Raw genomic sequence first — 14,378 nt, forward strand, 5'->3', positions numbered from 1 at the left:
TTTAAGCCGATTTTTAACGCCGTATCACCAAGCGCAGGCACTTTTCGTACAAGCCCTAGTCAGGCAAGCCTTGAGTATTGCAAACACTTTCCTAGCATTGTCGCTCGCGCCAAAAGGCTTCGTGCCTCGCCGGATTACCTATATCCGCGGCCTTTTCCACGGCACGCCTGGCCATCACCTGCATCTGTTCTGGGGACGACAGCAACCGCTCCAGGGCTTCCTGCCAGGCGAGATCATCATCATCGACCAGCACGCCATCCACGCCATCATCGACGATCTCCTGATATGGCGAGCGGCGGCTGTAGACACCGACCCCTCCCATACGAGCAATCTCGAGAAACTTGAGGTGTGACTTGGCGCTGTTAAAGGCTGATGGCCACAGCGGAGCAAGCCCTACGTGCAGGCGCGTCTGGCCGAGCCGTCGCCGATAGGCATGCCATCCCATGGGTGCAAGGATCATGACCTGCTTATGGTCTCGCAGCGGTTCAGGGGTAAATGCGCCCATCGCCACCTCCAGCGAGGCGCTGTCAAACGACGACAAGGCATTGACGAGGGCTGGGCTGATCCTTGCAAGGTCCTCTCGATGGGCTCGCGTCCCGTGATATCCCAACCGCCACTGCCCGTTACCTGGCAGCGGAGTCGCCGCGCCAGGCAATGAGCCTAGAGCCGGCGTCAACACCGTCACCGTCCCATGGTAGCGACTGAGACAACGGGCCAACCGCTCACTTGCCACCACAACTTCATCAGCCAAGGCCAACAGCCGAGGTACGCAGTGGCAAGACAACAAGGCCATACGCTCACGATAGGGCAACGGAAGGCTTACATCCTCTGCCGCTGCCCCGATGTCATCGTCCAGCAAATAATGCAGACTCGCCAAATGGCCACGTTGAGACTCGAGCAGCTCTAGCCAGGCGCGGGGCAAACTTCTGCAGACGATGACCTGCGCCCCTGACAGCAGACGCCCGAGCCAAGGCCAACATAGTCCGGGAGTCACCCATCGTCGAGTATTCAATCGAGTCACGCTGGCGCCGGCCCTGCGCAACCCGGGCGCTGCCGTCGCCATAAAGTAGATATCCTCAGTGGGCAGCGCCCCATCACTGAGCAATAGCCATCGTCCTCGAGCGACGGTCACGCTTCCCGCTGCATGAGGCAGTGCGTCCCTACCTTTCAGAACATCAGCTTTCATAAGCGGAGTTCTCACCCGAAGAGCTCCCGCAGGGCATGCTACAAGAGCCAACGTGCCTACTGTCTCGCCTGACATTGCCCTGCAACTCGATACGGCCGCTATCAGCGTAAAGAGAAGTCTTCATGAACCAGGGTCAGGTTAGGGTTGTAGGCGGGGTCATGATCGAGCTGCTCTCTCCAAGTGTTGCGCATATACAGCACCTCACCACTGGCTCTGGCCCGCTTGCTGGCATTGTCATCGGCACCACGGGACTCAGACTCGTGATGGTACAGCTCGGCATACGGCGTCCATACATTGCGATAACCTGAGGAGCGGACTCGCAAACACAGGTCGACATCATTGAAAGCGATAGGCAGGTGACGCTCATCCAGCCCACCTACCTGATCAAACAGCGACTTTCGAAGGAGCAGGCAAGCCCCCGTCACCGCAGAATAATTCTGAGCCAGCATCAACCGCGAAAAGTAACCGTTAGCGTGACGACTGAAATACTTGTGAGCATGCCCCGCCACTCCCCCTATGCCGAGTACGACGCCCGCATGCTGGATCGTGTCGTTGGGATAGTAGAGCTTGGCACCGACACAGCCGATGTCTGGCCTCACCGCGTGACGTACCATCTCCTCTAGCCAGTCGTCGTTGATCGGCTCGATATCGTTATTGAGTAGACCGAGCAACTCGCCCCTAGCATGGCGGGCGCCAAAGTTATTGATCCCCGAATAATTGAACGGGTGGTTCCAGGCTATCACTCTGACACGCTTATCTGCCGCAGCAACGGTTTTGAGGTATGCCAGCGTCTCTGGACAGCGAGTGTCGTTATCAAGAATCAGCACTTCGAAGCGGGGGTAACGGGTGCGCGAGAGGATCGCGTCAACACAGGGGGCCAACAGGTCGACACGATCCTTGGTGGGAACCAGCAGGCTGACCAATGGTAGAGGGTCTGGCAGCGGCCAGCGCACCCGGTAGGTATGGGGCAGGGGCCCTGGTTCTACTTCCGCTCCGCTGCGGGCCTGCTGCAAATGATCTGCCACGGCGCGTAGTCCGGCATCGAAGGCATACTGCTTGGCGTCGCTGCACAACGCTGTAGATCCGGGAGCAGCACGCCAGTGATACAGCACGCGGGGAATGTGAACGACGCGATCAGGGTCCGCCGCAGCACACACCCTCAACGCAAGGTCATGGTCCTGGCTACCCTCGAAGCCAAGGCGGAATCCGCCAAGTTGACGTACCAATTCGATATCGAACACACACAGGTGAGCGATGTAGTTCTGTGCCAACAGCAGGTCAGGGTTATACCCTGGTTTGAAGTGGGGTTCACAGCGATAGCCACGGCCATCAATCTTGTCTTCATCGCTGTACATGAGCAGCGGCGCTGGAAAAAGGCTGGTGGCTTCAAGCACATAGCTCAATGCACATGGCGATAGCATGTCATCATGATCCAACAAGGCAACATACTGCCCCTTGGCCATGGACAGCGCCTTGTTGCTGGCTGCGCACACGTGGCCATGCTGCTCAAGGCGTGCGAGCTCGATTCTGTCATCCCTAGCAGCAAACTCCTCAAGCAGAGCAATCACCTGAGGGTCCTGGGAAGCATCATCCACCAGGCACAGCTGCCAATGGGGACTGTCCTGCTCCAGCACCGACTCAAGGCATTGACGCAGATGAGCCGGCACGGGGTCGTGGACGGGAACCAGAATCGACACCTGCGGTGTCGTAGGGTGACAGGCTCTGTGGGCGTCAGTGGCCTGGGCCGCACCAGGCACGCCCCGAGCGGAGAACCGGGGAACGGACTGTGAACGGACCCACCGTGACTCCCCCTGAACATCCATACGCCCGAACGATCTCTTGTGCTCCAGCATCAACCGCTGTCGACTGCGACTGTCATCACGAGATCGTGCCCCCCCCGCCTTCCTTTTGGACCGACGGGTTCTTGAACGATCACGTGCGCGGGCGCCACGTAGCCCCTCGGTCCCAGCACGAATTTCCCCAAAATCGGCCTGTCGGCTGGTCGTCCGCCAATTCTGGCGATAGATGACCTCTCCAGCCTTGACTGCCTCACGCTCCACCAGCGAAGGATGGGCATCATGCTGCCTGGAAAGCTCTCCATCCGCCCGTCCATCCGCACCTTCTGGACCATGTAGCTTGCCCTCACCCAATGTCGTCGCGGACCGAGCCACAACCCGATGGACAACGGAGCCTACCGGCCCACCAGGGAAAGATGATGCGCTAGTATCCTGCTCGCCCAGAAGCTCCCACGCCTCCTCCCAGCCACGTTCACGCAACCACTGGGGATAACTTTGACCCGAGCACATACGCTCAAACGTTTCCTCGTAGTCTGCTAGAGCCAGTTCACGCCAATGGCGCTGCTCCAACCTTGCGCGCTGCCGACAGCCCTCTACCACATTTGCACGTGGTACGTTTCGCCAACGGTGATGCATGTGCACCAGTCGCTGACTCAGACGCTCATGAGCAAACCAGGGTGTCAGCCAGACGATACGAAAATGTCTGACAGCAAAGCGACCAGGCGAATCAAGAGGATCAAAGCGTAGGCGTCGCAACCACCCTTTGACATACACAAGACGCTTACTGATACGCCCGTTTCGCAAGGGCACTACGAGTGACTCATCTTCACTGAAGCCACTACCGGTATCAAAATACAGACGTACCAGCGCGTGCCGCTGATCGTGGTCCAGGTCGAGTTCAACCATATGCCAGCCGGGAAGGGGCAGGTGCTTGCGCTGAAGAAACTGGGGATCATCATCCAGAGCCTCCCACTGCCAGTCGTGACAACCGTTCCCGAGCTCTCCCAAACCACTCCAAGGCCGCCAATACCGCTGAGGGTGAACGATGAAATGTGATCGCTCAAGAAGTCGTAACACCAAAGAAGACGTACTACCCTCACTCATGCTGCGCGCTCAAGTCTGCAGATAGTCTTATGCTCCACGTCAATGTGGCGCAGCTATTCGGAAAGGCTCAATCGGGAAACATTGACCGGTCTCGGCGACTCGACACTGCACTTCGTCGCCCACTGATAACTTGATCGGCACCTTGAACCCCACACAGCCACTTCTCGGTGCTCGCCAGCTTTGAACATCGCTACAGGACTGTGTCGCCGGAACCGTTACCATTCGCTCACCATTGACACATACTTCCACAACGACCTGATCATCGGAATCTGTTTCCCACCACGCCCATCCAGAAACACCCTGCATATCACAACGGGTCATCTTGCAGTGAGAGAAGCGCAGATTCTGCCGATAGAGTTGCATCCGTATATCAAAGAGCTTGCAGCAGTGCTGATACAACTCCACTTCCTTAGCATTCAGCTCGAGGAAGTCTCGCTCATCGTCTGGGTCTATATCATAGCGTGCACCCAATCGAGGCGTCGCAAGATTCTCCTGCCGCTGAGGAACATCGATGTCATAGCGAGTATTGATAATCTCCAAACTCTCTGAGTAGCGTTCGGTGAGACCGATGACACCGATAGCCTCAGGCTCGACACCACGAAGCACAGCAAGCTGCCGATTCAAAAAGCCCTCGAGCCTGATAAATTCAGCAAAGCTCATTTTGTAACGGTCATGTCGTTGATGATGCCAATACTCGGATGCTGCCCGCTGAAGAGGATCACGAAGAAACGTCAAGGTTTGAGTTGCACCGCAGACGGGCAAATATCTGACAGCATTAACGTGACCGGCCACCATTTTTGCCTGCATGGCGACACAACTGCAGTAAAACTGCCATACATTATCACGGCCCTCGTACATGTACTGCCGTACTAAAGCATGAGTACCCTGGGCCTCAAGCCCATAGTCATATACAATATGTTGGTTACCTAAAGCCTGCTGCACCCCTAAGCGAAAGCTTGTACCAGCCGTCTTAGGTATGTGAATAAAAAACAAAGGACCCACGGTCACCTCACTTAACACAGGACATTCTTCATGCAGCGCCATACCTCACACACCCTTTCTCTAAGGAGAATCAACGTCCCACGACCCGGTAATGAACATTTTGGTATCACACAATCATAGAGATCCTAACAACGTGTGTGCGCCTATCACGTGATATGGCAAAAGTCTCCACACCGAATCTGGGCATACCTAAAGATCTCAGTTACTATCGTTTTCTTAACAAAACAACGGTATCTCAGTCCTCACCGATAATGGTAGTACTCTGGCCGCCCAATTTCGATGCGTTGGCATGGGGCGTTACTGTTACCCTGTCACCCAGCTTCAACGGAAGAGAATGCGTCCAACGAAAACCACAGTAGCCGTCCACTGACCTCCCCGAATGTAGAAGATCTGGACGATACATGTCAGCCGAAACACGACCCACATGCACGCCATTGACAAATATGTTCACAAATAGACCACTAGAATCACCTTGCAGGTCAGTGATCCAGCCCATCACCGTAGTGGCATTGGATACAATTACGATACCCCTAAGAGTACGACCTAATGGGGTCTCACTCGCTAGGCGCTGATCCAACCCAGCCATCTCTCGATCAAGACGGCTTAGCTTCCCTGGGTCAAAGACAAATTGCTCACCACGGACATCAAGCTGCTTGAAATAGTTTTCACCTCTAGTGAAACTCGTACTAGCTGCACTGCCGCGACGGCATTTAGCGGCGAATTCTTCCTTTGTCTTCACGGCATAGTGATGCACTCGCAAAGGCCCCTTACGAACGGACCCTGTCACACCACACTGTGGGCCAGGCTGGGCAGGCTGAGCAGGCCGTTTGGAAAAATCTAAGATTTCCTCCCCCCTACAGTCAACATATTTAAGGTCAGAAATCAACAAGCAAGCGTGAATGCCCAAGCTCTTTACATGGTCGACTTTAACCAGACTTTTCACATGATGGTCTCCTTCGAAATCGACGTTGCCAGAGCAGTGAGTAAAGCGCTGAAGCACGGGCTCCGGAGTTTTCTTGCTTAGTCCTCCAGAACCAAAACATCGCCAGTTAACGCAGACACTTCCGACATCGCCCGCACCAACGAGCTGTTCGAGACAGCGCCGCTCCTCTCCATGACGCTGACTCTCGTGCACCAGAAATTCGTCAGCATCAAGGAACATTACAAACTCAAACTTCCCAAGAGCGCTTTCCAACACCCTGTTATAGCAATGCGCTTGAGTATTTCTTGCAAGAGTCGGCTGATAAATCAACTTAACGCGCCCAATTAACTCCATCGCTTCAAGCAATGACCTGGTGCCATCGGTCGACATATTGTCAGCTATGATAATATGATCAAAACCGGCAAGGTGATGCCAGGCTACCCATTCCACCATGTAGTCGACTTCGTTTTTTACAATTCCTGCTAGACAAAATTTGTCCATTGCTAACTCATCCTCATCGGTGAGTTGACCAAATCAACAACATCATTGACGACCCTTGCCCTTACACACTCACCAGGCAGCACACTTTCACTCTCTGGTAAAGTGAAGGAAAAACCGCAGGCCACGTTATCGGGTCCGCCATATCCTGGGGCCGCTTCGTTCGCAGTCACGACGCCGATTGAACGCTCACCGATAAAGATCTCGACCTCAGCATGCTGCCCCCGGTGGACGTACTGAGCCCACCCCCTGACACGCTGCCCATCAAACGCGACAAGGCTGCCTTGCGATTTCGTGATGCGGGTCGATTCGATATAGTCCTCAGGTTCAGGATCAATAAAAGAACGTGCATTATCATGCTGCTCCCTCGATGGGTGGATAGAACAAAACTCCTCTAACATCGAGAGAAATACATCAGGATAGGCTGTTGCCTTATCGTACGACACTAACATGGCATGTGCAGTGCCGGCATTAAGGAAATCGAGTGTCTTTTGATATTGAGTTAATGCGCGCTCCATCCCTGTTGTCACTTGCTCAAGCATGGAAATAGAATTTCTTTGGGCTATGGAAAGTATGTCTTTATAAATAAATATATATCTCGCATCTGGAATAAGAGTATCCACGTCGCTTAGACGATCGATAATGGAGGGCCTCTTCCATCCCCATTGACTATGTTTTGCATGATACTCATTAATAATATGCTTTGCCTTGGCACGCTCATTACGCTCAAAAGCACTGGAGAGTCGGACATCTTCGTATACTGGATGACAGGCCCGATCGCCCATATAAACACCAAGCCTAGCCAAAACACCCGCGACCATTGATGTCCCACCGCGCGCTGTACCGATGACAATGATCGGAGACATCTTGTCTGACTTAGGATTTCCTACAACGACGACCCCCTTGTTAATTAGTGCACTATTTTTCGCCATCATCCCTCCGAGCTCTCTCACTAGCTCCGCCAGTGGTTTTTAAGACAGCAGTCATTATCGTCCTCCAATGGAAAAATCTTCGCGACTCTTTGTCAGGCAGGGGTTGTAACTTGGATCATGATCAATAATTTTGCCCCATGAGCTTTTCATATATTCGATTTCTGCATTGAATCTGGCGACCTTCTCGGGGTTATCCTCCGCACCGCGACTGATAGACTCGTGATGATAAAGCTCGGCATAGGGGGTCCAAATATTACGATACCCTGCAGCATGCACCTTCAAACAGAAATCGACGTCATTGAACGCAACTTTCAATTCATTTTCGTTAAGTCCACCGACCTCATCATAAACATCCTTTCTGACTAAGAGACAGGCTGCCGTCACCGCCGTCACAGACTGGACGACCTTGAGCCGATTAAAGTAGCCACCAGATTCTTTGGGAAAATGTTTATGAGAGTGACCAGCAACACCCCCTAGCCCAACAATAACACCGGCATGTTGAATCGTGTCGTTGCCATAGTACAGTTTGGCTCCCACGCAACCTACATCCTCTCGACAGACGTGAGATACCATCTCCCCGAGCCACTCTGGCGAGATCACTTCTACATCATTATTAATCAATCCGATGATACTTCCCTTGGCCAAGGTCGCACCGAAATTGTTGATCGCAGAGTAGTTGAAGGGATGATCATAGCGTACCACCGTTACACGGGAGTCCTCTCGCTGAATCTCTTCAAAAAACTCATGAGTTTCTGGCTCTACACTACCATTATCAAGAATAATTATTTCGTAATGTGAATACAGCGTCTTCTCAAGGATGCTACGAACCGCCAGCTCAGTAACTTCCTTCTTGTCTCTGGTAGGAATTAACATACTCACAAGCGGTAAAGGTTGAGGAATTGGCCATTGCACACGATAGGTATTTCCCACCATCCCCTGCTGAACCATTGCTCCCTCTATCGCAGAGGACATAAAGTGATCTTGCAGTGCTTTGATTCCCGCGGATGTTGTGTAATCCTTTCCCTCTTCAGCCAGCGCAGTGGAACCTTCAATAGCACGCCAGTGGTACAGTACACGAGGAATATGTCGAATCCTGTCCGGATGCACGTGGGGTAGACACCGCAAGACAAGGTCGTAGTCCTGAGAACCTTCCACACCTACGCGAAAACCGCCGATCTTTTCAACAAGCGCTCGTTGATAAACCCCCAGGTGCGAAACATAGTTCTGTGAATACAGGAGATCTACATTCCAGTCTGGTTTAAAGTGGGGCTCACACCGCATACCCGCGAAGTCAATCTTGTCTTCATCGCTATAGATAATTTGGGCATCGCGATGTTCAGAAAGTTCTTTTGAAATGAAATACAGAGCATCTACTGCCAGTTCGTCGTCGTGATCCAGCAACGCCACATACTCTCCTGTTGCAAGTGCAAGGGCATCGTTGGTGGTTCTAGAAATATGGCCGTTATCTTCGCGCACCCTGTACTTGATGCGTTTGTCTCTATCACTATACGCCTTCAGTACATTTGATACACTTGGTGACGGCGAGGCATCGTCGACAAGACACAGCTCCCAATGAGGGTAAGACTGGGCCATAACGGACTCAATGCACTGTGCCAACAAATACTCATCGGTATTGTAAACAGGAACCAGAATCGAAATAACGACAGGTGATGATGTCCTCGAAACAAATTCCTTAATTGTGTCTCTGCTGGGTAAGTTTAGGGTCTCGACCTCATCAATCCATTTCTGATAAGAAAGCTCAGCCTCATTAACAATGAAGCTTTCTGCGTAGTGCTCCATCAGTCGATGGAGGATATCCCCTGGGCACTCTAGGTCCTTGATATTGTCTTCCGACTGCGGAACCCTCGTGGATTCATCATGATGATCGTCTTCTTGCATCAAGATGTCATTGACCTTACCCGACCATATATCCGAAGCCGAGAGGCCAGAATACTCTGGGCGACTGCTCGCCAGTCTGATGGCAATGTCTCTCTGAGCGTCATCCTCCAAAACATTATCAATGCACAGTCGCTCGAGTCTGAACAGCCCTTCCCGCTCCCATGGATCGAAACGAATATTGACAACATCTCCAGACAGGCGCAGCACCCTAGTGGTGGCGGCGCCAGACTGAAACGGCACCGGATAGGACTCATCTTCCGTAAACCCTTCACCATAGTCGATATAAAGCTTGGCGACCTGATGCTGGTACTCACCAGTGATGATGAACTCGATTCGACACCAGCCCTCACTCAACCTGCCCTGGGCACGTCGGCTAACGATGAATGCGGGATCGGTTCCATGGGATCGCCAATGGTATTCCCCGTCAAGACATCGCTCGAGTTGTTGGGCCTCAGTCAGGCTGACAGCACAACCTTCGCAACACTTGAGAAAGCCATCGATGCCCGACCAAGGACGATCCAGCTTTGGTGGGTCGATTCGCCTCAGCAGAGGGTCTTCGAGCTGGAACTCGCCGGGTCGTGTCATGGGATCAAGCCGCAGACCCTGCGTCCCTACCGGAATATAGAGGACAAGGCGTTGCCGACCTGGCTTGGCGATGTTGCGGGTCCACACTACATCAGGCTGGAAGCCGTCGCCGTAGTCGAGATACAGACACTGCTCGACTGCAAAGAGCGCGGAGAAGTCGTACTCTAGACTAAACCAGCCACCTTGTTTCAAGACTGCCGGATTGAGCGGTGTTAACAAGAACTGAGGATCATCCCCTACCGCCACCCAGATGACGCGGTTATCTCTCGTGATGAGTTGCAGCTCGTGGATGGGCAGTAGGTCCAGTCGGCTGCTCTTCTTGATGTATTTGTGATACAAACCACCCAAGTCACGAAGAGGCTTGGTCGCGCGCCAGCTGAGGGAGGTCTGCATACGCCGTAGCCTTGCTGATAACGCCAAATTCGTCAGGTCCGGATACTTTGAGGAGGCCTGCCCCTGCCCTGATTCATCATCCACTACTTCCACTCCCTATCTATCATCTAGTAGCTGGGGGCATCGATAAAAGCCATCCCTCGTGCGTCCTTGTCAGACACACGCGGAGTACCGCCACTTAGAGGCCAATCTATCGATAGTGTCTTATCGTCCCAACGAATCGACACCTCATCACCGGGGGCATAATAATCAGTACATTTATACACAAATTCAGCTTGGTCACTGGTAACATAGAAACCATGGGCGAACCCTGGTGGCACCCACAGCATTTGCCTGTTGTCTTCGTTAAGAAAGGCACCTACCCATTTTCCGTAGGTGTTACTATTACGTCGCATATCAACTGCAACATCAAACACCTCCCCCCGAATGACTCGAACCAGCTTGCCCTGTGGTTGCTTAATCTGATAATGAAGTCCTCTCAGGATATATTGCTCTGATCGACTGTGATTATCTTGTACAAATTGCTGATCGCCGCAGTGCTCATTAAAAAGCTCTTGGCGAAATGTCTCCATAAAGAATCCCCGCTCGTCGCCGAAAACTTTAGGTGTTAGTAATACGACGTCGGGTATTGCCAGTTTCTCTGCATTCATTAACTTATCCCTTTCATCGATACTTGGCCTGTCAGAGCCCAACTGCCTTGGCCGACACCAATTGCTTCAGATAGGCCCCATAGCCCGTCTTGGCTAGCCCTGCGGCCTGGTCTAAAAGGAACTCGTCACTAATCCACCCCTGGGTCCAGGCAATTTCTTCAAGGCACGCAATCTTCAGCCCCTGACGATGCTCTACCGTCTGTACGTATTGAGCGGCTTCGAGAAGACTGTCATGTGTTCCGGTATCTAGCCATGCGAAGCCCCTTCCAAGGCGCTCTACATGCAGGAGACCGCGTTCCAGGTATTCGTTATTGATACAGGTGATTTCCAGCTCTCCCCTGGCGGAAGGTTTCACACTCTTAGCAATATCGACAACATCATTGTCGTAAAAATAGAGACCGGTCACTGCATAGGATGACTTCGGACGTGTCGGTTTTTCCTCAATCGATATAGCACGGCCGCTTTGATCAAACTCGACGACACCAAATCTCTCCGGATCCTTAACGAAATATCCGAAGACGGTAGCTCCACGGCACTGATCTGACGCCCTCAACAACTGCTCTGAGAAATGTTGCCCGTGAAAAATATTATCGCCCAAAACTAAACAGACCGGATCACTACCGATAAAGTCCTCGCCGATGATGAACGCCTGAGCAAGTCCCTCGGGTTTCGGCTGAATGGAATAATTAAGGGAAACACCGAATTTTTCACCGTTCCCCAGTAGCTGGCGGTATACGGGCAGATCCTCGGGCGTGGATATTACAAGAATGTCACGTATTCCCGCCAACATCAGAACGGATAGCGGATAGTAGATCATTGGCTTATCGTAGACCGGAAGCAGCTGCTTCGACACGCCGTGGGTGATAGGATGTAAACGTGTGCCGGAACCTCCGGCAAGGATAATACCCTTACGATTCATGGTGAATGACCTCTGGGAATACTGACCACTGGGCACGCTATTTTTATAAGCGTGTGGCTAACATTAAGTGAGTTGTCGACGACGTACGTGACACGGTAGAAACGCGACGAAGGGGAAGGCGGTACTAAATGTCAAAGAAGGCAGCACATTACATTTTAAAAAAACTGAGACAGACCAGGAAGCTGTGTTGCTAAATCAAATTATCGACCATTTGATGACTTTACAACTCTTGCAATCGCTTCATTCGCCCTCTAGCTCATGAAACGATATCGACAATATAAAGGGGCCAGTACTGCAGTGTATTGTGTACAACACACCTCTTTTAGACAGCGGAAAATGAGAATGGTAGAATCGGGATGAAAATAAGCAACCTGAGAATTAGCGTTATGGAAGGTTTTACTCAGAGTCGCGAAAACACGCCCCTTCTAGGACGTCAACAGCAGTTACTTCGAACGCTTTATTATTTCAGGTAATCTGTCAGCGTTAGGGCCAGCTGCTCCTTCCAATGTGGCAGTTTCACTCCGAAGGTGCTCTCAGTACGGCGAAGACAAAGACGGGAGTTAGAAGGACGCGTCGCCGCGGTGGGATATTCGTCAGTCGCTAGGGGCACCAGCGCCGCCTCATCTATCGCGAGTGGGGTATTCGCCTCTCTCGCTAGACGAAAGATCTCTTGGGCAAAACCGTACCATGACACCTCTCCTCGCGGTGCTAGGTGGAACATTCCTGTCAGTTCCTGATCATCCAGATATCGCTGACAAGCCCATACCGTCATGTCCGCAATCAAGCGGGCGGGCGTCGGTGAGCCGACTTGGTCATCGACTATAGATAGGGTGTCACGCTCACGACCAAGTCTCAGCATGGTCTTCATGAAGTTATTGCCCCTGGCGCTGTACACCCAACTGGTACGAAATATCTGGCTCGCACAACCGCTGGCCTGCACCGCCTCGTCGCCCGCCAATTTTGACCGCCCGTAGTAGGATAACGGTCCTGTCGGGCTATCTTCCTTCCAGAAATGCTCTCCGTCGCCTGGGTACACATAATCGCTGGAGTAATGCGTCAGCAATATGTCGCGCTCGACACAGTATTTGGCGAGACACTCTGGTAGCTCTGCATTGAGTCGAAAGGCGAGCTCGGTCTCGGTCTCTGCCTTATCCACAGCGGTGTAAGCCGCGGCATTTATCACCCACTGAGGGCGGTGATGGGATAGATAGGCTCGCACCTGACCTAGCTCGGCGAGATCGAGCTCCAAACGGGTGGGTGCCTGCAGGTCAGCATGAATCGCCAAGGCCTTGCGCAACTCATGTCCTACCTGACCAGACGCGCCCAGCAACACTATGCTCATGACAGTACACCCAGTCGCTCGGCACGATAGCTTCCATCCTGTACTGCCTTCCACCAGCGCTCGTTGGCGAGATACCAGGCGACGGTCTTGCGCAGTCCCGATTCGAAGGTCTCCCGCGGCGTCCAGCCAAGCGTTCGCTGAATGTACGACGCATCGATGGCATAACGCCGGTCATGCCCTGGTCGATCGCGGACGTAGGTAATAAGATCCCGATAGTGATATCTGGATGGCGCCATCTCTGTCAAAAGGTCGCAGAGCATGTGCACTACTTCCAGATTGGTTTTTTCATTGTGGCCACCAATATTGTAGGTGTCACCCACCACTCCCTCAGTCGCCACCTGCACCAAAGCACGGGCGTGGTCTTCCACATATAACCAGTCTCTCACCTGACCTCCGTCACCGTAAACCGGCAAGGGGCTTCCTTTTAGCGCCTTGAGAATCATCAGCGGAATCAGTTTCTCAGGGAAGTGGTAAGGACCATAGTTGTTGGAGCAGTTAGTGATAATGCAGGGAAGCCCATAGGTGCGAAGCCATGCTCGAACCAAATGATCTGACCCTGCTTTACTGGCCGAGTAGGGGGAGCTGGGAGCATAGGGAGTCTCTTCAGTAAAAAGGCTACCATCATCGTCCAGGTCTCCGTATACCTCATCCGTGGAGATGTGGTGAAAACGGAACCCCCTGGCCTTGCCTTCCGCTATTTGCTTGGTGCGAACCCAATACGCACGCGCTACCTCAAGCAATGTCAGCGTCCCCACTACGTTGGTCTGGATGAACTCCCGCGGCCCTTCAATGGACCTGTCGACATGACTCTCTGCGGCCAGGTGCATGACCACATCAGGCTGATATTGCTCAAAAATTCTTGCCATGGCGTCGGTATCACAAATGTCAGCTCGCTCGAAGGTATAGCGAGCGTCATACGCCACTGAGGCGACAGAGGCCAAGTTCCCGGCATACGTCAACTTGTCGACATTGATGACGCGATGAGAGGTATTGGCAATCAGCTCTCTGACAACAGCCGAACCGATAAAGCCAGCCCCTCCGGTAACAAGATAGGTCTTGGTCATATAGCGCCCCTGGTAGTCGTGCAAGTGGTCGGCCTGGCTCCGTGGACAGCATCCCTTCGGGATGACCACTGCTAGCCGAAAGAAGG

General features: G+C 52.8%; 10 protein-coding genes. All 10 read right to left on the reverse strand.

All coding sequences use genetic code 11. The features are described 5' to 3' along the window. Positions 1-91: 91 nt before the first annotated feature. Positions 92-505, reverse strand: a complete 414-nt coding sequence (locus tag KUV72_RS15525; RefSeq protein ID WP_222239007.1) for a glycosyltransferase — start codon at positions 503-505, stop codon at positions 92-94. Positions 506-1,287: 782 nt separating this feature from the next. Further along, positions 1,288-2,883 carry a glycosyltransferase family 2 protein gene (locus KUV72_RS15530; protein WP_222239008.1) on the reverse strand — a complete coding sequence of 532 codons (1,596 nt, stop codon included), beginning with the start codon at positions 2,881-2,883 and terminating at the stop codon, positions 1,288-1,290. A gap of 1,242 nt (positions 2,884-4,125) precedes the next feature. Beyond that, the gene (locus KUV72_RS15535; RefSeq protein WP_222239009.1) at positions 4,126-5,130 is read right to left on the reverse strand and encodes a hypothetical protein; all 1,005 of its coding nucleotides are present in this window, start codon (positions 5,128-5,130) and stop codon (positions 4,126-4,128) included. A 193-nt stretch (positions 5,131-5,323) separates the two neighbouring features. Continuing rightward, positions 5,324-6,511, reverse strand: coding sequence for a glycosyltransferase family 2 protein (locus KUV72_RS15540; RefSeq protein WP_222239010.1), 1,188 nt, complete (start codon positions 6,509-6,511; stop codon positions 5,324-5,326). A gap of 2 nt (positions 6,512-6,513) precedes the next feature. Beyond that, positions 6,514-7,443 (reverse strand): hypothetical protein, encoded by a 930-nt coding sequence (locus KUV72_RS15545; RefSeq protein ID WP_222239011.1) that lies wholly within the window; start codon positions 7,441-7,443, stop codon positions 6,514-6,516. 51 nt (positions 7,444-7,494) lie between these two features. Continuing rightward, positions 7,495-10,401, reverse strand: a complete 2,907-nt coding sequence (locus tag KUV72_RS20010; RefSeq protein WP_222239012.1) for a glycosyltransferase family 2 protein — start codon at positions 10,399-10,401, stop codon at positions 7,495-7,497. A gap of 23 nt (positions 10,402-10,424) precedes the next feature. Further along, positions 10,425-10,967 (reverse strand): dTDP-4-dehydrorhamnose 3,5-epimerase, encoded by a 543-nt coding sequence (rfbC, locus tag KUV72_RS15555; protein ID WP_222239013.1) that lies wholly within the window; start codon positions 10,965-10,967, stop codon positions 10,425-10,427. 31 nt (positions 10,968-10,998) lie between these two features. Beyond that, on the reverse strand, positions 10,999-11,886 hold the full coding sequence (gene rfbA, locus KUV72_RS15560; RefSeq protein ID WP_222239014.1) for a glucose-1-phosphate thymidylyltransferase RfbA: 888 nt from the start codon (positions 11,884-11,886) through the stop codon (positions 10,999-11,001). Between the two features lie 460 nt (positions 11,887-12,346). Further along, positions 12,347-13,228 carry a dTDP-4-dehydrorhamnose reductase gene (gene rfbD, locus KUV72_RS15565; protein ID WP_222239015.1) on the reverse strand — a complete coding sequence of 294 codons (882 nt, stop codon included), beginning with the start codon at positions 13,226-13,228 and terminating at the stop codon, positions 12,347-12,349. After that, entirely contained in the window at positions 13,225-14,292 is a 1,068-nt protein-coding gene (gene rfbB / locus KUV72_RS15570) for a dTDP-glucose 4,6-dehydratase (protein ID WP_222239016.1), read from the reverse strand. Before rfbB ends, rfbD begins: the two co-directional genes overlap by 4 nt. Between the last annotated feature and the right edge of the window lie 86 nt (positions 14,293-14,378).

It is taken from the genome of Halomonas sp. DP4Y7-1, from assembly GCF_019800705.1.
GTDB lineage: Bacteria > Pseudomonadota > Gammaproteobacteria > Pseudomonadales > Halomonadaceae > Halomonas > Halomonas litopenaei_A.